Source organism: Nocardiopsis sp. NPDC101807 (assembly GCF_044766605.1).
GTDB classification, from domain to species: Bacteria; Actinomycetota; Actinomycetes; order Streptosporangiales; family Streptosporangiaceae; genus Nocardiopsis; species Nocardiopsis tropica.
The window spans coordinates 606,221-623,681 of record NZ_JBIWMK010000003.1 but is presented as its reverse complement, the minus strand read 5'-3'; the positions used below and the strand labels follow the sequence as shown (position 1 = coordinate 623,681).

Genomic DNA, 17,461 nt, shown 5'->3' with positions numbered 1-17,461 from the left:
GGCATGGACACCCCGAGCACACGGAGCACGCCGCCGCGCCAGGACCGCCCCGGGGCGCTCGACGCGGTGATCCTCGCCGGGGGCGGAGGGCGCCGCATGGGCGGCGTCGACAAGCCCGGGCTGGCCGTGGCCGGGCGCACGCTGCTGGAGCGCGTGGCCGACGCGGTCCGCGCCCACGGCGCGGCGGGAAGGGGGGCCGGCCCCCGCCTGGTCGTGGTCGGCCCGCACCGGGAGAGCCCCCGCGCGCTCTACGTGCGCGAGGACCCGCCGGGCTCGGGGCCGGTGCCCGCCCTGCGCGCCGGGATCGCCCACGTGCGCTCCGGCTGGTTCGCCCTCCTCGCCGCCGACCTGCCCCACCTGGCCCCGGAGCACCTGGACGCCCTGGCGGGGGCCGCGGTCCGGGACGGGTCCGGGGCCGTGTTCGTGGACCCCGCGGGCCGGGAGCAGTGGCTCACCGGCGTGTGGCGCACCGACGCCGTCCGCGACGCCCTCGCCGGGTACACGGGCCGTTCGCTGTACGGGCTGCTCGGTCCCCTGGACCCGCGTCCGGTCCCCGCCGACGACCTCGCCGCGGCCGACTGCGACACCCCCGAGGACCTCGCCCGGGCCCGGGGGCTCCTGGAGCCGCCGGCCCCCTGACGCGGCGTCCGCGCCCGGCCCCTGCCGGCCCGACGCCCGCCTGGGCGCCCCGCGTCGACGTCCGGACCGCCCCGACCGGCCGGAGGGGGCGCCGAGGACCTGATCGAGGCAGTGGACCCGCGTTTCGGGCGCGACCCGGTCCCGCGGGAGACGCTGGCCTCGGTGGCGCAGCACGTGTTCGAGGCCGCGGCACGGACGGAGGGTCCGGCGGGGGAGGCGATGGGCCTGGTCGGCCTCGGCATCGTGGAGCGGGCGGGGAGCGCCGACGGCTGGCCCGCCCCCTGGCCAGGGCTGCTCTCCCGGGCAGGGGAGCTCGGCCACGGCCGGGTGCGCCTGGCCGCCTGGCGGCTGGCCGTGGAGTGAGCCCTCCGGGGCGTGGGCGGCGGCGTGGGTCCGGTCCCGCCCCGAAGACGCGGGCGGGGCCGGACCGGGAGAACGCGGTCCGGCCCCGTCTCAGCCCTCGAACTCCGCCATGGGGACGCACTCCCGCAGGAATCCGCGCACCTCCAGGAAGCCGGACAGGTACTCGCGGTGCTCGTCGCAGGCCAGCCACACCTTGCGGCGGTCCGGGGTGTGTAGCTTGGGGTTGTTCCACACGAGCGCCCACGCGGCCTCGGCGCGGCAGTCGCGCCGGGAGCACCGCGTTGGGGCGGCGGAAGCGGTATTACCCAATGGTGACCCCCAGGGAGCGGAACGGCCGCCCCGGTCAAGCCGGGGCCATGATCGGGTCGGTGCACCGATCGAATGCGAACAAAAGGCGACGCCGGGTGGTTACGGGGGCAAACCACCCGGCGTCGCGCGCGATGTTCCAACGGGGGCTCGGAACATCGCTCCCGCGCTTCGACGGGGGACCGAAGCGCTAGACCCAATGTACACCGACGCCCCCCGGTGTACGTCAAGAGTCAGTTACGACGTTGTCTCGGGAGAGTCTTGTAGGGCAGGGGGCTTCGGTCGCAGCTCAGGACTTTCCTGACACGCCACTCGGGGAAAAGGCCGCTTTCCGGGCGGGGTTTCGCGCCACCCCGGTCACGTGCGTCCCACGCGTGTACAAAGCGCTCCCCGGTCGGGGGTAAAGCGCCCCGGGGGCGCTCCGACCTCGGAACGAGCCGGCCGAGGGCCGTCCTGTGTGGCTCCTGAGGAATCAGGGGAGGCAGTGAAACGGGGGTCGCGCCGTGCGCGACCGCGCAACCGACTACCCAGGGGGTCCCACATGTCCCACCACACCTACCGCGTCACGGAGATCGTCGGCACCTCCCCGCAGGGGATCGACCAGGCCATCCGCAACGGGGTCGACCGCGCCTCGGCCACGCTGCGCGGCCTGGACTGGTTCGAGGTCACCGAGATCCGCGGGCACATCGAGGAGGAAGGCGTCGCCCACTACCAGGTGGGGCTCAAGGTGGGGTTCCGCCTGGAGGACTGACGCCCCGGGCCCGCACGCGCCGGCGGCCGGGCCCGGTCAGCCGGGCCCGGCCGCGCGCGGTCCTCCGTCAGTCGCCCCGGGACTCCTCGCCCCGTTGGACGTCCACGTGGACGTGGTCCAGGTGCCGCAGGATCTCGTTGTCGGGGTCCGCCTCGTAGTCACGCCATCCCAGCGACGGGTAGTAGGTGCTCCAGATGCGGTCGTCGAAGATGATCACGTCGACGGCGTAGTCCGGGGCGTGCGCGATCAGCCAGTGCGCCATCACCCAGCCCTCGCGCCGGTTCTCCTCGTCGACCGGCCGGTAGAAGACGTCGATCGCCCGGCCCTCGTAGTGCGCGGACCCCTCGCCGTGCCCCGTGTCGTAGCCGCCCGGGTAGTACCCGCCGAGGCTGAGGTCGGAGAAGTGCTCCTCCATCCCGTCCTTGAGCTCCTCGGCCCGCGGGGTCAGGCCGGAGGGCTCCAGGTCCTCCTGGACCCGCAGGTCGGGGTCCTTGACGGACCGGCAGGTCAGCGAGGGTCCCGCGTCCTCCTCCGGGCCCTCCTCCAGGACCGTCATGACGGCGTCCGGGATGTCGTCGGTGTCGGGGGCCTCGACGGGGGCCGAGTCGCCCTGGGCGGAGACGGCGGCGGCCGTGGTCGCCCGCCGGGCCTGGTCCCGGTCCAGGCGCACCTGCTCCTCGCCGGTCCACACCGAGCACTCCGGGCCCCACGGGGTCGACACGGGGAAGACGTCGGTGTTGCGGGCCAGCCAGCGGGCGCCCACGACCGCCACGAGGGCGAGGACGGCCAGGATCGCCACGGCGGCCAGGAGCCCGTGCCAGCGGCGCCCGGGCCGCGCGCTTCTGTGTGTCATGCCCCTCCGCCCCTCCGTGTTCGTGCCCGGCGGCGTGCGGATGCCGCCGACGCGCGGTCGAGAGTGGTCAGTCTCCGAATATTCCATCAGATTTCAGGCACTAGGGACATATTGCCCACATCGGTTTCCGTCCTACCGTCGCGGCGCGCGGCGGGTCACCGGATCGACCAGAGGACGAACAGGCCGCCCAGGACCAGGGTCAGCGCCCAGATCCGGTCCATGGTCACCCCCTTCCAGCGCAGGGCGTGCACCCCCAGGAAGTCGTAGGCGATCAGGGCCGCGACCCCCGAGGCGAACAGCATCGCCGCCGTGTGCACCCCCGTCGCGGCCAGCCCGGTCAGGGTCGCGTCCCACAGGGACCACCCCCCGTCGGGCGCACCGGGCGCGGCTTCCGCCGGGGCCGCCTGCGCGGCCGTGTCCGGCGCCGTCCCCCCGTGCCCCGCGTGGCCGCCCCCCTCCGCGTGCGAGAGGCGGCCGGCCAGGACCGGCATGAGCATGAGTCCCGCCCCGTGCGCGGACGACATCAGGAACGACCAGGCGGCGACCTGCCACAGGGGGAGGCGCACCTCCCGCCAGTGGAAGTGCCGGCGCGACAGCAGCATCAGCAGCCCCGCGAGGACGACCACGGACCCGCCCACCACGGGGAACAGCACCGAGGCGGTCACCGAGCCGGTGACGGTGACGGCGACCGCGGCGACGGCGACGCTCCCCGCGTGCCCGGCCGCGACCGCGGGGAGGGAGCGGAGCACCTCGGAGCGGCCCCCCTCCTGGAGGCCGCGGGACACGGCCAGCAGCCAGCCCATGCCCGGGTGGAGGCCGTGGAAGGCGCCCAGCGCGACGAGGGTCCAGAGCTGCGCGGTGGTCACCGCGTCAGAGTCACACGGCCCGGGCGGGGCGGCAACGCTCCCCGGTGCAGCTGACCGACTCCGGTCAGTCACGGTTGAGCGGGACCGCGGCGGGGCAGCGGGGACGTCTTCCGAGCTCCCGGCGGGGTGGGCCGGTGCGCGGTCGGCGGGCCCGGTCGCCGCAGGGCCCCAGGGACGCGACGGCGCCCGGGAACCCGCAGGGCTCCCGGGCGCCGTCGCGCTCCTGGTCGGATCAGGGGCAGATCGTGTTCAGGTCGGTGGCCTGCGAGCCCACCTGGCGGCCCGGGTCGGCGGGCTCCTCCTCGTCCAGACCGGTGTACTCCTGCCACTCGGTGCGGCCGTCGCCCTCCCCGGCGGCCTCCTCCGTACCCTCGCCGCCCTCCTCGGGCGAGGCGGAGGGGGAGGCCTCGTCGGGCATGTCGTCGCTCTCCCCGCTCCCGGCGGCGATCGCCTCGGCGACCAGGTCCCTGACCTCGTCCCAGTCGGGGTTGGCCGTGTTGACCTGGGGCGGGGACAGCTGGAACGTGCTCATCCGCCCGGTGTCGGTGACCAGGTCGGCCAGTTCGACGAACGCGGGCACCTTGCTCTGGGGGATGTCCGTGCTCAGGGTCCGCTTGGTGGCGCCGGCGAGCCTGCGGTAGCTCGTCAGGATGGTGGTCGGCTCGACCTGCTCCGTGACGTACTTGATCAGGCAGCCCTGGCGGCCCATCCGCCCGTAGTCGTCGCTGTTGACCCGGGACCGCCCGTACCAGAGCGCCTCGTGGCCGTCGAGCCTGCGCAGGCCCGGCTCCAGGACCCCTCCGTGCACGCCGTAGGGGATCGGCTCCTCGATGCGGACCTGCACGCCGCCGATGGCGTCGATCAGGTCGCGGAAGCCCATCATGTCGACCATCGCGTAGTAGCCGATGTCCAGGCCGACGTTGTAGCCGATCACCTTCTTGAGGGTGTCGGCGGACGGGTCCCCCACGACGGGGTTGAGCGCCAGCTCGTCCGGCTCCTCGGCCACCGTCTGGTACACGTCGTTGAGGAGGAGGTCGAAGCCGTACGGCTCGGGGTAGCGCTCGGCGAGGGCGCTGTCCTCCGGGAACCGCACGTTCTCCAGGTTGCGGGGCAGGCCCACCAGCACGGCGTCGCCGGTCTCGGGGTCCATGCTGGCGACCATCATGGTGTCCGTGCGGACCCCGTAGCGGTTGTCCGCCGAGTCCGCGCCGATGAGCAGGACGTTGACCCGCTCCGCCCCGTTCCAGGGGTCGGCCGCGTCGTGGGGTGGTAGTTCGGGGTCCTCGTCGCCGCTGAACACGTCGGCCAGGGTCTCGTGGGCCGTGTACCCGCCGTGCAGGGCCAGGGCGGAGGGCGCCGCGATGGCCAGGCACAGGACCAGCACCACGGCCCCGCTGAGCAGCCGCCGCCCCCAGGGCATCCCCGTGGGTCTGGTGATCGTCCAGGAGTGGAGGACGACCGCCAGCCACAGGACCGCGGCCACGAACACCAGGCCCATGGCGCCCAGCAGCCAGCGGCTCTGGACCGCCATTCCGGCGAGCAGGGCCATGGGCCCCGACTCGTGTGCGCCGATGCGCCAGGCCGAGAAGGCCAGGGCCGCGATCCCGGCCAGGTACAGGCCGAGGATCACCGCCCCCGCGACCCTGCGCCGCATGCGCAGGTGGGCCAGGCCCGGGAGGGGAACCGACGCCGCGGTCCACAGCAGCGCCCGCCCCGTACTCAGGCGCGCGGGCGCCTCGTCCCGCTGATCGTCCTCCGCTGCCACCGACGATTCCTCTCCAGCATCGGGACGGCTGGGTCCGCCCCGTTCGGTTGTCCCCCGTCGCCCTCGCCGCGCGACGGTCACGCCCCGGGGCCCGGCTCCGTGTCCGGGGCCCCTGTCGGGTCCGCGTCCGGCGGGCGCCGCCGGGAACCCTCCCCGGCGGCGCCCCTCACGTCGGACGCTCGGTGCGGTACGCCTCCCGATCCGGGGCACGTGTGCCCTGCCGGAGCGGTGTGCGAGGGTCCGCACGTTCAGTGTGGCGCTTTGTGAGAGTTGTGCGCACGACTACTCACTCAAGAGGGATGTTCTATACAAGTCTGTTATGTGGTCTCGACGCTGTGCTTGGGGGATTGGATGACGCTTTCGGGCCGATCAAAGGGGTGAATCAACCGATTTCTTTCGCGATCAGTAGTGAACGGGCTCCGCAGCTGCGATGATCTGGCCGCAGGAGGGGGCGTCGTCCGGGGGAAGGGCGGCGTCATGGGAACGAAAGGCACCATCGTGCTTGATGCGGTTGACGCCGCGCTTATGCGCGCGTTGCAGGGGGACGGCAGAGCGACGTTCCAGGCGCTGGCCGACGGAGTCGGCCTGTCCCGGACGGCGGTTCGCGCCAGAGTGCGCCAGCTGGTCCAGTCGGGGGCGATCCGGATCGTGGGGGTGCTGCACGCCGGAGTCGTGGGCATGGAGGTCCTCGGTCATGTGTCGTTCCGGGTCAGCGGTCCCGTGGGGCCGCTGCTGGAGGCGCTGGGCGAGCGCGAGGCGGTGACCTTCGCGGCGCAGTCGGCCGGGAGGTTCCCGGCCGTCGCGCAGGTGCGGGTGGCCGACGACGGGGCCCTCGCCAAGGAGCTCACCGACCTCCGCTCGCTGCCGGGGGTGGAGGGCGCGGAGGTCTTCCGCGCCAACGCCGTCTTCAAGGACGCCCACAGCAGTGTGCGGGAACTGCGCGACATCGAGTTGGACGCCCTGGACTGGCGTCTGGTTCGGCAGTTGCTGAAGGACGGCCGGGCCTCGTACGCGGACCTGGCCCGACAGGTGGGCCTGTCGCAGGCGGCGGCCCGCTCGCGGGTCGTGCGGCTCCTGAACTCCGGTGTGGTGCACGTGACCGCGCTGGTGGAGCCGTCGGCGGTGGGGGCCAACGAGCAGCTGGGCTTCGGCCTGCGCTGCCGGGGCGACGCCGACGCGCTGGGCTCCGCCCTGGCGAGCATGCCCCGCGTCTCCTTCATGGCCAGCGGCTTCGGCCGCTACGACGTCATCGGCACCCTCACCGCCCCGGACCGCTGCCAGCTGGTGGAGGCGCTGGAGTCGGTGCGGTCCGCGCCGGGCGTGGGCTACGTGGAGACCTGGGACCACCTGTCCGTGCGCAAGGAGCGCAGGGGCGGGGAGCGGCCGGTGGAGTGGATCCCCGGCTGACCGGGGCCGTCCGGGCCGACCGGCCCCGACCAGGCACGGGCCCGGTCGGGGCCGGCCCCGTGCGTGACGCAGGGTGGGAGGCCGCGTGCGCTTCGGGCTCATCTGTAACCATCGGTAGCATTTTTACGTGTTTCCGCCGCGCATGCCTTGCGTCACGCTTAAGTTACCCGTGAGTATGGAGGGGGTCGGTCCGAGCCGGCCGCACCGGGCGCGGGTGTAGTGGGAGGCTGACGTGGCGCTTGCGAAGACGTTGACGGCTGTGGGAACGGTGGCACTGGCCCGCTGCGGCGGCCGGCCCTTCGGCACGCACCTGTTCTCGGTCTGGCCGGGGGCAGCGTTCGCCGCGACCGCCTTTCCCGTGCGCTGTACGCCGGGGGACAACCTCGCCCTCCACGTGGCGGTGGCCCAGGCGCCGCCCGGGGCCGCCCTTGTCGTGGACGTGGCGGGGGAGGCCGAGTACGGCTACGTCGACGAGATCCTCGCCGTGGCCGCCCGGACCCGCGGCGTGAGCGGCATCGTCCTGGACGGGTGCGTCCGCGACATCGCCGCCATCGCGCGCTGCGAGCTCCCCGTGTTCGGGGCCGGGGTCGCCGTCCGCGAGGCGGGCCACGAGGCGGGCGGCTCCGTCGGCCGGGAGATCAGCATGACCGCGAGCGGCCCGGCGCCCCTGCCGGTGCGCCGCGGCGACTGGATCGTCGCCGACGACGACGGCGTGGTCTGCCTGCCCCGGGGGCAGGTGAGCGCCATCATCGCCGAGACCATGAGCAGCCTCTCCCGGGAGCAGGAGATCATCGACGCCGTGTACGCGGGAGAGAGCACCCTGGACCTGCTCGGCCTGGACCCGTCGCGGGTCTCGGGCTGGGAGGGGGCAGCCGGGGGCGGGGGCCGGCCCGCCACGGGGCGCTCCCGTGCCCTGGGCGCGGTGCGCCGCGACACCGCGGCGCTCACGGCCGAGGGCCACCCGGCGGCGGGGCGCCCCCGTGTGGGGCCGCGCCCGGCCGTGGGCGAGGCCTACCGGGGCGACTGAGCCCCGGTCGCGCGCGAGCGCCAAACCGGCGCCCTCGAACCCGCGCCCGCCGTCGCCCCGTCCCGGCCGCGCGAACGCCCGGACCCGCCCGGAGGGGACGGGGCCGGGCGCCCGCCACGCGCGGTGGCACCGGGGACGCGCGGGGCGCGTTCGCGGACGTCAGTCCTCGGTGAGGGACAGCAGCTCGTCGATGTAGCAGGTGGCCTCCCGGGCGGCAGCCGCCGGGTCCGCGGAGCGGATGGCCTCGGTCAGCTTCGAGTGGTCCACGCCGTCGGTCTCGGACGAGGGCTGGTCGGTGGCGCCGTCGTTCTGCTCGTACGCCGTGTGCGCGATGCTGGCGTACACGACCTGGGCGATGTCGTCGTACAGGTCGATGAGCAGGGTGTTGTGGGTGGCGTTGACGACCGAGCGGTGGAACGTGAAGTCGGCCTCGACGAACGCGCTCATGTCGCGGTCGCGCCAGGCGGCCTCGCGCAGGGCCATCGCCCGGTCGATGTCGGCCATGTCCTCGTCGCTGTGGCGCAGCGCCGCCAGTCTGGCGGCCTCCACCTCCAGCGCGCGGCGCACCTCCAGGTTCTCCCGCAGGCGGGAGCGCTCCAGGCGGCGCCGGAGCGCGCCGCCGAGCTCGCTGGAGGCGCGGACGAAGGTGCCCGCGCCCTGGCGGATCTCCAGCAGGCCCGCGTGGGCGAGGGCGCGGACGGCCTCACGCACGGTGTTGCGGCCCACCTCGAGCTGGTCGGAGAGCTCCGACTCGGTGGGGATGCGGTCGCCGACGCCCCATTCACCCGAGTCGATCTGCGCTCGTAACTGACTGATGACCTGGTCTACGAGACCGGTCCGGCGTGTCGAGGCGAGGGGCACGCGTTTACCTCCTAGGGGCGGGTCGCCGGATGACAGGGCCAGCGCACAGGTACGGAACGGTTAAGGCCGGAGCTTAGACCAGTTACCGTCGGGAATTGGCCTCGAACGGCAATGCGTTATCCTCATGAAGTACATCCGGTCATCCTACGAATCTGCGAGTCGCCTTCCATGAGCGCCGGATCAGCGCCCCACACGCCCCTGACGAGCGGTCCCCCCGCAGACACGACCGCCCCCGCAGGCACGACCCCCGCCCGACCGCCGCGGGCCGTCCTCCTGCTCCTCGCGGCCGGCATCGCCCTCGCCGCGCTCAACCTGCGCACGGCGATCACCAGTGTCGGTCCCGTGCTCGGCGAGGTCACCGCCGGACTCGGGATGACCGCGGTCGGCGCCGGCCTGCTCACCACGCTCCCCGTCCTGTGCTTCGCCCTCTTCGGCGGCCTCACCCCGACCCTGGCCCGCCGACTGGGGGAGCACCACCTGCTGGTCTACGCGCTGACCGCCGTCACCGTCGGCCTCGCCACCCGCGCGCTGGCGCCCGAGCCCTGGATGTTCCTCGCCCTGAGCGCCGTGGCGCTCTCCGGCGGCGCGGTCGGCAACGTCATCCTCCCCGCCCTGGTCAAGCAGCACTTCCCCGAGCGCGTCGGCCTGATGACCACGGTGTACACCACCGCCCTGGCCCTGGGCACCACCATCGCGGCCGCCTCCACCGTCCCCCTGGAGCAGTCCACGGGGGAGTGGCGGATCGCCCTGGGCGCCTACGCCCTCTTCGGCGTCGCCGCCGCCGTGCCCTGGCTGCTGGTGCTGCGCCACGAGCCCGCCCCCGCAGATCCCTCCCAGGCGCTGGGCTTCCGCCAGGTGCTGGGAACCGGCATCGGCTGGCAGGCCATGCTGTACTTCGGCACGCAGTCCTCGGTGGCCTACATCATGTTCGGCTGGTACGCGCAGATGCTGCGCGACCAGGGCATGTCCCCCCAGACGGCGGGGCTGGCCCTGTCCTACCTGACCGTCCTCGGCATCCCGATGTCCCTGGTGCTGCCCACCCTGCTGACCCGGCTCCGCGACCAGCGGCCGTTCGTGGTCGTGTTCGCCGCCGCCTACCTCGCGGGCCTGGCCGGGCTGTGGTTCTCCCCGCTCTCGGGGGTGTGGGCGTGGACCACCCTCGTCGGCATCGGCATGGGCAGCTTCGTCTTCGCCCTGACCTCCTTCGCGCTGCGCACCCGCACTGGCGCGGGGACCGCCGCCCTGTCGGCCTCCAGCCAGAGCCTGGGCTACCTGATGGGCGGCGCGGGCCCCTTCCTGTTCGGCCTGCTGCACGAGGCGAGCGGGGGCTGGCACGCCCCGCTGCTCCTGGTGGTGGCCCTGGTCGCGGTCAACCTGGGCGTGGGCCTGCTGCTGGGCAGACCACGCCACCTGGAGGACGCCATCCGGGACCGCGCGCTCAGAAGGGAAGCCAGTCGATCCGGCCGATGAGGTACACGGAGCCGACGAAGGCCACGATGTCGATGACGGTGTGCGCGACCACCAGCGGCATGACCCGCCCGTAGCGCAGGTAGAACCAGCCGAAGACCAGCCCCATCACCAGGTTGCCGAAGAACATGCCCACCCCCTGGTAGAGGTGGTAGAAGGCGCGCAGCACCGAACTGGCGAGCACCGCCTTCCACGGCGCCCAGCCGAGCTGGCCCAGCCGGTGCAGCAGGTACCCGACGACGATGACCTCCTCCAGGACGCCGTTCTTGGCGGCCTGGAGGACGAGGACGGGCACGTCCCACCAGTTGCCCTCCAGGGTGCTGGGCACGATCGTCAGGGTCAGCCCCAGGTTCCAGGAGACGACGTACACGGCCAGGCCCCCCGCGCCGATCAGCGCGGCCAGGGCGGCGCCGGTGCCCAGGTCGAAGCCCGGCCTGCGCACGTCGAAGCCGATCGTGCGGGAGGACTCCCCCGAGCGGCGCATGAGGTAGGCCACCAGCAGCACCGGGGCCAGCGAGAAGACCAGCGCGTACAGCTGGCGGGACAGGTCCAGCCAGGGGCGGGCGTCGGCGCGCGGGTTCACCAGGCTCGCGGTCTGCTCGGCCAGGCCCCCAGGCGCCGTGAGCACGCCCGCGAAGGAGATGATCGCCGAGACCGCGGACGCGCCCAGGGAGAGCGCGAGGACGCACACGACCTCCCATCGCAGCAGGCCCCGCTCCGGCGGCGCTGTGGGGGAGGACGGCGTCCCCGCGTCCTCGGCGGTGTGCGGTGCTCGGATCTTGTCGGTCACGCGTCGCAATCTACGCGCTGTGCGCCGGACGCGTGACCGGGGGGTTCAGCGACGGGGCTCCCCGGCGTCAGTTCTCGCCGTCGTCGTCCTGGTCGTCCTGGTCGTCGCCGCCGTCGTCACCGTCATCGTCCTGGTCGTCCTGGTCGTCCTGGTCGTCGCCGTCACCGTCGTCGCCGCCGTCGTCATTGCCGTCGTCACCGTCGTCGTCCTGGTCGCCGTCGTCCTGCTGTTCCGTGTCCACGTCCGGCAGGACGTCGTCGCAGGCGGCGGTGCCCAGGACCACGAACGCCGACAGGGCGCCCACGGCGAGGACGCGGCGCAGGACGGGAAGGGTCGCGAGGAGCGGGTCGAGGAGTTTCACGGGTGCCTCCTGGTCTCGTGGCGGGCCGGCGGGCGCCGACCCCGCGCGGTCGCCAGCCTAGGTCCCGGTACGCCGGGCGGCCAAAGCGACGCGGGCCCGAACGCCCGTCGGAGGACGCCCGGAACCGGACACGGACAGGCCGCCGGCCGTACGCGTGTGACACGGAGCGCGTACGGCCGACGGCCAGGGGGCGGGGTCCGTCCCGCCCCGCCCCAGCCACGAAAGCGGGGAGGGACGGACCCCTGGGAACGAAGACCAGGTCAGTGAGCCGCTGAGAACTGGTCTTCTTCGGTGGAGCCGGTGAGAGCCGTGGTGCTGGCCTCGGGGGAGATGGTCGTGCTGATCGCGTCGAAGTAGCCGGTGCCGACCTCGCGCTGGTGGCGGGTGGCGGTGTAGCCGTCGGCCTCGGACGCGAACTCGGCCTCCTGGAGCTCGACGTACGACGTCATCCCGTTCCGGGCGTAGCCCTTGGCCAGGTTGAACATCGAGTGGTTGAGCGAGTGGAAGCCCGCCAGGGTGATGAACTGGAACTTGTAGCCCATGTGGCCCAGCTCGCGCTGGAACTTCGCGATGGTCGCGTCGTCCAGGTGCCGCTTCCAGTTGAAGGACGGCGAGCAGTTGTAGGCCAGCATCTGGTCCGGGTACTCCGCCTTGATGCGCTCGGCGAAGTCGCGGGCGACCTCCAGGTCGGGGGTCGCGGTCTCCATCCAGAGCAGGTCGGAGTGCGGGGCGTAGGCCAGGCCGCGGGCGACGCAGGCGTCCACGCCGTTGCGGAAGCGGTAGAAGCCCTCGGCGGTGCGCTCGCCGGTCACGAAGGGCCGGTCGCGCTCGTCGATGTCGCTCGTGATCAGGGTCGCGGCCTGGGCGTCGGTCCGCGCGATGACGAGGGAGGGGACACCGGCGACGTCCGCGGCCAGGCGGGCGGCGTTCAGGGTCTTGACGTGCTGGCCGGTCGGGATGAGGACCTTGCCGCCCAGGTGGCCGCACTTCTTCTCGGAGGCCAGCTGGTCCTCCCAGTGCACGCCGGCCGCGCCGGAGGCGATCATGCCCTTCATCAGCTCGTAGGCGTTGAGGACGCCGCCGAAGCCGGCCTCGGCGTCGGCCACGATCGGGGCGAGCCACTCGGGAGCGGTGTCGTCGCCCTCGGCCCAGGTGATCTGGTCGGCGCGCAGCAGGGCGTTGTTGATGCGGCGGACCACGGCCGGGACCGAGTTGGCGGGGTAGAGGCTCTGGTCCGGGTAGGTGCTGCCGGAGAGGTTCGCGTCGGCGGCGACCTGCCACCCGGAGAGGTAGATGGCCTTCAGGCCGGCGCGGACCTGCTGGACCGCCTGGTTGCCGGTGAGGGCGCCGAGACTGTTGACGTAGTCCTCGGTGTGGAGCAGGTCCCAGAGGCGCTCGGCGCCCCGGCGGGCCAGGGTGTGCTCCTCGGTGACCGAACCGCGGAGCCTGACCACGTCGTCGGCGGAGTAGGTGCGCTCGATACCGGCCCACCGGGAGTTGGTCTCCCAGTCGCGCTGGAGTTCGGCGCTGGCTTCCTGACGTCGAGCGCTGGTGCCCATGTTCGTTCCCGCCTTACGTGTAGTCCCCAAGGTGTTCGCACCGGTCGAGGGGGTTCCTGCTCAGGGCCAGGGGGCTGAGCCCTGGGCGTATGTTCCCCGCCGGTAACTATGATTCTTGGTGAAGTTCCAGAGCTTTTCCACTTGAAATCGTGTGAAGATCATCGATTCTTTCCGTAAGATGAACCCATGGCGTACTTTGGTGCTGAAGAAATACCGTCTTTGACAGGTGACCTAGATCTCGTCACCTTTGGGCAGCGGCTCCGTCATCTGCGGCGCGCGCGAGGTATGACCCTCTCCGACCTGGGAGAACGCGTCGGCAGGGCCCCCTCCCAGCTCTCCCTGCTGGAGAACGGCAAGCGCGAGCCCAAGCTCTCCCTCCTCACCTCCCTGGCCTCCGCCCTCGGCGTCTCCGTCGAGGAACTCCTCTCCAAGCAGCCCCCGAGCCGGCGCGCGCAACTGGAGATCTCCGTGGAGGAGGCCCAGCGCGACTCCCTCTACCAGGAGCTCAACCTCCCCCACCTCAAGGTCGGCAAGAGGGTCCCCAACGACGTGCTCGAACACATCGTCGGCCTCTACGAGGAGCTCAAGCGGCGCCACGCCAAGCCCACGGCCAGCCCCGAGGAGGCCAGGCGGGCCAACGCCGACCTGCGCCGGCAGATGCGCGAGCGCGGCAACTACTTCGAGCAGATCGAGAAGGCGGCCACCGAGACCCTGGACGCCGTCAACTACACCGCGGGCGCCCTCTCCCAGGGGCAGATACTCGCGATCGCGACGCACCACGGGTTCAGCCTCAGGTACGTGCAGGACCTGCCCCGCTCGGTGCGCTCCCTCACCGACCACGTCAACCGGCGGATCTACCTCAAGCGCGAGACCACGCTGGGCATGCACAGCCCGCGCACGATCCTCCTCCAGACCCTCGGCCACGTGGTGCTCGGCCACGGCCAGCCCCGGGACTTCGGCGACTTCCTGCGCCAGCGGGTCGAGGCCAACTACTTCGCGGCGGCCGTCCTCATCCCCGAGAGCACCGCCGTCACCTACCTCCAGGAGGCCAAGCACGCCCGCGACCTCTCGGTGGAGGACCTGCGCGACGTCTACTCGGTCTCCTACGAGATGGCGGCCCACCGGTTCACCAACCTGGCCCACCGCCACCTGGACCTGGTCTGCCACTTCATCCGCAACGACGAGACCGGCATCATCTACAAGGCCTACGAGAACGACGGCCTGGTCTTCCCCACCGACGAGACCGGCGCCATCGAGGGCCAGCGCATGTGCCGCCAGTGGTCGGGGCGCCAGGTGTTCGCCTCCCCGGACCGCTACTCGATCTACTACCAGTACACGGACAAGCCCAACGGCACCCACTGGTGCGTGGCGCACGTGGACCCGAGCCGGGAGCGCAACTACGCCATCACCCTCGGCGTGCCCTACAAGGAGTCGCGCTGGTTCCGCGGACGGGAGACCACCAACCGGACCCAGTCCAACTGCCCCACCGGGGAGTGCTGCGTGCACCCGCCCGCCGACCTGGCCGCCCGCTGGGAGGGCAACGTGTGGCCGTCGGCCCGCGCCCACTCCCACGTGCTGTCGGCCCTGCCCTCGGGCACCTTCCCCGGAGTGGACGAGCACGACGTCTACACGTTCCTGGAGAAGCACAGCGCGGAGGACCGCGCCTGAGGCGCCGGAGGAGGACGGGCGGAGAGGGGTCGGGGCCGGGGGCCCCGACCCCTCGGCGCGCCCGTGGCGGGGACGGCCCCGCGATCCCGCGGACGGACCTTCCAGGGGTCCGCGGAGGCGGCCGCGCCGGGGACGGCGGACCCCTGCTGGCGGTTCGTGCGGCCCCGTCGGCGTCGGGGGGAGGGACGGCGCCCTCCCCGGCCCCTCCGCCGGGGTGACCGTCCGCGCCGGGGGACGCCGGACGCGGGTGCGCCCGCCCGGGAACGCCGGCCGTCCGCCGTGTCGGCCGCCGCGGAGGTCCTCGCGACGGGAGCGACCGCACCTCGGGGGCCGGTACCGGGCGTACCAGCTCCTTGTCGTTTGCCCGAACCGCCTGTACCGGTAGTGGTACCGCCTTCGGGCGGTGCGTGTGCCGGTGCTCCGCCGAGGGGGAACCGCTTCGCGTGGTGCGCCGCCCCGTTCCCTGCGACACCCCTGAGAGGGAGCCCATGAACCTGCCCGCGAACATCCGCACCCTGATCCCCGTCATCGTCGGCGTCATCGTCGCCGCTGCCGTCCACTACGCCAGCTCACGGGGGATCGTCATCCCCGAGGGGTCGCTGGCCGAGGTGGTGACCCCGATCGTGTCCGGCGGCGTCACCGTGGCCTACTTCGCGGCGGGCCGGTTCCTGGAGACCCGGGTCCCCGCCCGTGTGCGCACCGTGGGGCGTGTGCTGCTGACGTGGGGGCTCACCCGCCAGACGCCGGCGTACGGTCCGGCCGGGGAGGTGGAGGCTTCCCGCGCTGCCGCGTGAGGTGCCCTGACGCGGCCGCGGAGTGGCACGGGTCCTCCCGGAGCGGCGGCGACGAGCGCGTGGAAGCGCGGGAGCGCGAGCCGGGCGCCGTCGCGCGCGACACCCGGAACCGGGGACGGATCACCTCGCGGCGCCCGCCCCCGAGCGGGCCGTGCGGGTGAACGCGGTACGCGGCCGGTGACGTCACGCGCACGCCGAGAACCGCCCCCGTCCGACCCGGAGACGGGGTGCGGTTCCCGTGGTCGCGCGGGGTCGGGGCTCCCGGCGCGGGCGCGCCGTCAGGACCGGAGACCCCCACCGTGGTCCCGGGTGCTCCGTCCGCGGCCCCCGGCCCCGGCGCACCCGGTCACGCGGGGACCGCCGGCCGGCGCGGATCCGCCGGTCGGCCGGGTGTCGCCGGGAACAGGACCGGCGGCACCCGTGCGGGGAACAGCGGCCCCTCGGGGCGGGACCCGGTCACCCTCCCGCTCCCCCCGCACGAGGCCCGCCCGGGACCCGGGGCGCACCGGCACGACCAGCGTTCAGACCCGCATGGACGTCACCGGACCGGCAGGCCGGTGACGGCGCGGCCGATGATGAGCCTCTGGATCTCGCTGGCCCCCTCGAAGATCGTGAAGATGGACGCGTCGCGGTGCCATCGCTCCACGGGGTAGTCACGCGTGTACCCGTTGCCACCGAGGATGCGCAGGGCGTTCTGGGTGACGAAGGTGGCGGTCTCCGAGGCGTAGAGCTTGCTCATGGAGCCCTCCGCGTTCGTGAAGTCCTTGCCGTTGCGGGCCATCCAGGCGGCGCGCCACACCAGCAGGCGGGCTGCGTCGATGCGGGTGGCCATGTCCGCGAGGAGGAAGGCCACGCCCTGGTTCTCGCCGATGGGGCGGCCGAACTGCTCGCGCTGGGCGGCGTAGTCGCGCGCGTACTCGTAGGCGGCGCGCGCGGTGCCCACCGCCATGACCCCGACGCTCGGGCGGGAGGCCTCGAAGGTCTTCATGGCGGCCTGGCCCTTGGAGCTGCGGCCCTCGCGGGCGCGGGCGAGGCGCTCGTCGAGCTTGTCCTTGCCGCCCAACAGGCACGAACCGGGGACCCGGACGTCCTCCAGGACGACCTCGGCGGTGTGGGAGGCGCGGATGCCGTGCTTCTTGAACTTCTGGCCCTGGGACAGGCCCGGGGTGTTCGGGGGCACGATGAACGAGGCTTGGCCGCGGGAGCCGAACTCCGGCTCGACCGAGGCGACGACGACGTGGACGTCGGCGATGCCGCCGTTGGTCGCCCACGTCTTGACGCCGTTCAGGACCCACTCGTCCTTGGCCTGGTCGTAGACGGCGCGGGTCCTGATCGCCGAGACGTCGGACCCGGCGTCGGGCTCCGACGAGCAGAACGCGCCGAGCTTGACGTCCTCGGCGCTGCCGAACATCTGCGGGACCCACTCGAAGAGCTGCTCCTGGGTGCCGTTGGAGGCGACGGAGACGGCGGCCAGCCCCGTGCCGGTGATGGACAGGGCGATGCCGGGGTCGCCCCAGTAGAGCTCCTCGAAGGCGACGGGGATGCCGAGCCCGCTCGGCTCCAGCCACTGGTTGGCGAAGAAGTCGAGGGAGTAGAGGCCGATCTTGGCCGCCTCCTGGATGATCGGCCAGGGGGTCTCCTCGCGTTCGTCCCACTCGGCCGCGGCGGGGCGGATGACGTCGGCGGCGAACCCGTGGGCCCAGTCCCGGACGTCGCGGACGTCCTCGCTCGGTTCCAGGCTGAAGGCGGGCGCGGTGGCCTCACTCATGCGCTTACATCCTTTGTCGGACCCTCCGGGGGAGGGACGGTCAATGCGTGTTACCAACGGTAACAGCAGGATCTTCCAGGCACAATCGCCCGCCGGGCGCGGGCGGGCCCGCGGCGGCGGGGGCGGCCCCCCCGCCCGGGCGGGCGGGTGCGCCGACGCGCCCGCCGGCCGTGGCCCCCCCCCCCCGCCCCCCGGGCGCGGCGCGCCGGGCCGCCC

Annotated in this window: 17 protein-coding genes; 8 read left to right on the top strand and 9 right to left on the bottom strand. The window is 73.2% G+C overall.

What is annotated here, in order from left to right; translation table 11 throughout:
- The first annotated feature begins 3 nt into the window (after positions 1 to 3).
- Positions 4 to 639 carry a molybdenum cofactor guanylyltransferase gene (locus tag ACIRPH_RS12120; RefSeq protein ID WP_402912927.1) on the top strand — a complete coding sequence of 212 codons (636 nt, stop codon included), beginning with the start codon at positions 4 to 6 and terminating at the stop codon, positions 637 to 639.
- Positions 640 to 750: 111 nt separating this feature from the next.
- Positions 751 to 1,002 carry a hypothetical protein gene (locus ACIRPH_RS12115; protein ID WP_402912925.1) on the top strand — a complete coding sequence of 84 codons (252 nt, stop codon included), beginning with the start codon at positions 751 to 753 and terminating at the stop codon, positions 1,000 to 1,002.
- A gap of 90 nt (positions 1,003 to 1,092) precedes the next feature.
- On the opposite strand, the gene ACIRPH_RS12110 is transcribed toward ACIRPH_RS12115, so the two are convergent.
- On the bottom strand, positions 1,093 to 1,311 hold the full coding sequence (locus tag ACIRPH_RS12110; RefSeq protein WP_402912923.1) for a hypothetical protein: 219 nt from the start codon (positions 1,309 to 1,311) through the stop codon (positions 1,093 to 1,095).
- A 538-nt stretch (positions 1,312 to 1,849) separates the two neighbouring features.
- On the opposite strand from ACIRPH_RS12110, the gene ACIRPH_RS12105 reads away from it, so the two are divergent.
- Positions 1,850 to 2,059, top strand: coding sequence for a dodecin (locus ACIRPH_RS12105; protein ID WP_402912921.1), 210 nt, complete (start codon positions 1,850 to 1,852; stop codon positions 2,057 to 2,059).
- 67 nt (positions 2,060 to 2,126) lie between these two features.
- Here ACIRPH_RS12105 and ACIRPH_RS12100 read toward each other — a convergent pair whose 3' ends face one another.
- The 3 genes from ACIRPH_RS12100 to ACIRPH_RS12090 all read right to left on the bottom strand — a co-directional run bounded on the left by ACIRPH_RS12100 (position 2,127) and on the right by ACIRPH_RS12090 (position 5,543).
- The gene (locus ACIRPH_RS12100; RefSeq protein ID WP_402912919.1) at positions 2,127 to 2,912 is read right to left on the bottom strand and encodes a hypothetical protein; all 786 of its coding nucleotides are present in this window, start codon (positions 2,910 to 2,912) and stop codon (positions 2,127 to 2,129) included.
- A 155-nt stretch (positions 2,913 to 3,067) separates the two neighbouring features.
- On the bottom strand, positions 3,068 to 3,778 hold the full coding sequence (locus ACIRPH_RS12095; protein WP_402912918.1) for a cell wall anchor protein: 711 nt from the start codon (positions 3,776 to 3,778) through the stop codon (positions 3,068 to 3,070).
- A gap of 232 nt (positions 3,779 to 4,010) precedes the next feature.
- On the bottom strand, positions 4,011 to 5,543 hold the full coding sequence (locus ACIRPH_RS12090; protein ID WP_402912916.1) for an LCP family protein: 1,533 nt from the start codon (positions 5,541 to 5,543) through the stop codon (positions 4,011 to 4,013).
- Between the two features lie 498 nt (positions 5,544 to 6,041).
- On the opposite strand from ACIRPH_RS12090, the gene ACIRPH_RS12085 reads away from it, so the two are divergent.
- Positions 6,042 to 6,950 carry an Lrp/AsnC family transcriptional regulator gene (locus ACIRPH_RS12085; protein ID WP_402912914.1) on the top strand — a complete coding sequence of 303 codons (909 nt, stop codon included), beginning with the start codon at positions 6,042 to 6,044 and terminating at the stop codon, positions 6,948 to 6,950.
- Between the two features lie 259 nt (positions 6,951 to 7,209).
- Positions 7,210 to 7,977, top strand: coding sequence for an RraA family protein (locus tag ACIRPH_RS12080; RefSeq protein WP_402913322.1), 768 nt, complete (start codon positions 7,210 to 7,212; stop codon positions 7,975 to 7,977).
- Positions 7,978 to 8,136: 159 nt separating this feature from the next.
- Here the strand turns inward: ACIRPH_RS12080 and ACIRPH_RS12075 are convergent, their stop codons facing one another.
- A complete protein-coding gene (locus ACIRPH_RS12075) occupies positions 8,137 to 8,838 on the bottom strand; it encodes a FadR/GntR family transcriptional regulator (RefSeq protein ID WP_402912912.1) in 702 nt (233 codons plus the stop codon).
- A 168-nt stretch (positions 8,839 to 9,006) separates the two neighbouring features.
- On the opposite strand from ACIRPH_RS12075, the gene ACIRPH_RS12070 reads away from it, so the two are divergent.
- Positions 9,007 to 10,308, top strand: a complete 1,302-nt coding sequence (locus ACIRPH_RS12070; RefSeq protein WP_402912909.1) for a CynX/NimT family MFS transporter — start codon at positions 9,007 to 9,009, stop codon at positions 10,306 to 10,308.
- Here the strand turns inward: ACIRPH_RS12070 and ACIRPH_RS12065 are convergent.
- The 3 genes from ACIRPH_RS12065 to aceA form a co-directional block, all read right to left on the bottom strand.
- Positions 10,277 to 11,095 (bottom strand): CPBP family intramembrane glutamic endopeptidase, encoded by an 819-nt coding sequence (locus ACIRPH_RS12065; protein WP_402912907.1) that lies wholly within the window; start codon positions 11,093 to 11,095, stop codon positions 10,277 to 10,279. The genes ACIRPH_RS12070 and ACIRPH_RS12065 overlap by 32 nt on opposite strands.
- Before the next feature lie 67 nt (positions 11,096 to 11,162).
- Entirely contained in the window at positions 11,163 to 11,456 is a 294-nt protein-coding gene (locus ACIRPH_RS12060; protein WP_402912905.1) for a DNA primase, read from the bottom strand.
- Positions 11,457 to 11,716: 260 nt separating this feature from the next.
- Complete coding sequence (aceA, locus tag ACIRPH_RS12055; RefSeq protein ID WP_402912903.1) at positions 11,717 to 13,015, bottom strand: isocitrate lyase; 1,299 nt, start codon at positions 13,013 to 13,015, stop codon at positions 11,717 to 11,719.
- Between the two features lie 219 nt (positions 13,016 to 13,234).
- On the opposite strand from aceA, the gene ACIRPH_RS12050 reads away from it, so the two are divergent.
- Both ACIRPH_RS12050 and ACIRPH_RS12045 read left to right on the top strand, forming a co-directional pair.
- Complete coding sequence (locus ACIRPH_RS12050) at positions 13,235 to 14,683, top strand: helix-turn-helix domain-containing protein (protein ID WP_402912900.1); 1,449 nt, start codon at positions 13,235 to 13,237, stop codon at positions 14,681 to 14,683.
- A gap of 488 nt (positions 14,684 to 15,171) precedes the next feature.
- A complete protein-coding gene (locus ACIRPH_RS12045; RefSeq protein WP_402912898.1) occupies positions 15,172 to 15,477 on the top strand; it encodes a hypothetical protein in 306 nt (101 codons plus the stop codon).
- 538 nt (positions 15,478 to 16,015) lie between these two features.
- Here the strand turns inward: ACIRPH_RS12045 and ACIRPH_RS12040 are convergent.
- Positions 16,016 to 17,245 (bottom strand): acyl-CoA dehydrogenase family protein, encoded by a 1,230-nt coding sequence (locus ACIRPH_RS12040; protein WP_402912896.1) that lies wholly within the window; start codon positions 17,243 to 17,245, stop codon positions 16,016 to 16,018.
- Positions 17,246 to 17,461: the final 216 nt, after the last annotated feature.

What these genes read in the sequence shown, in the direction of transcription:
- aceA (WP_402912903.1), bottom strand. Translation starts at nt 13,015, where the DNA reads ATGGGCACCAGCGCTCGACGTCAGGAAGCCAGCGCCGAACTCCAGCGC.
- ACIRPH_RS12045 (WP_402912898.1), top strand. Translation starts at nt 15,172, where the DNA reads ATGAACCTGCCCGCGAACATCCGCACCCTGATCCCCGTCATCGTCGGC.
- ACIRPH_RS12040 (WP_402912896.1), bottom strand. Translation starts at nt 17,245, where the DNA reads ATGAGTGAGGCCACCGCGCCCGCCTTCAGCCTGGAACCGAGCGAGGAC.
- ACIRPH_RS12120 (WP_402912927.1), top strand. Translation starts at nt 4, where the DNA reads ATGGACACCCCGAGCACACGGAGCACGCCGCCGCGCCAGGACCGCCCC.
- ACIRPH_RS12070 (WP_402912909.1), top strand. Translation starts at nt 9,007, where the DNA reads ATGAGCGCCGGATCAGCGCCCCACACGCCCCTGACGAGCGGTCCCCCC.
- ACIRPH_RS12100 (WP_402912919.1), bottom strand. Translation starts at nt 2,912, where the DNA reads ATGACACACAGAAGCGCGCGGCCCGGGCGCCGCTGGCACGGGCTCCTG.
- ACIRPH_RS12105 (WP_402912921.1), top strand. Translation starts at nt 1,850, where the DNA reads ATGTCCCACCACACCTACCGCGTCACGGAGATCGTCGGCACCTCCCCG.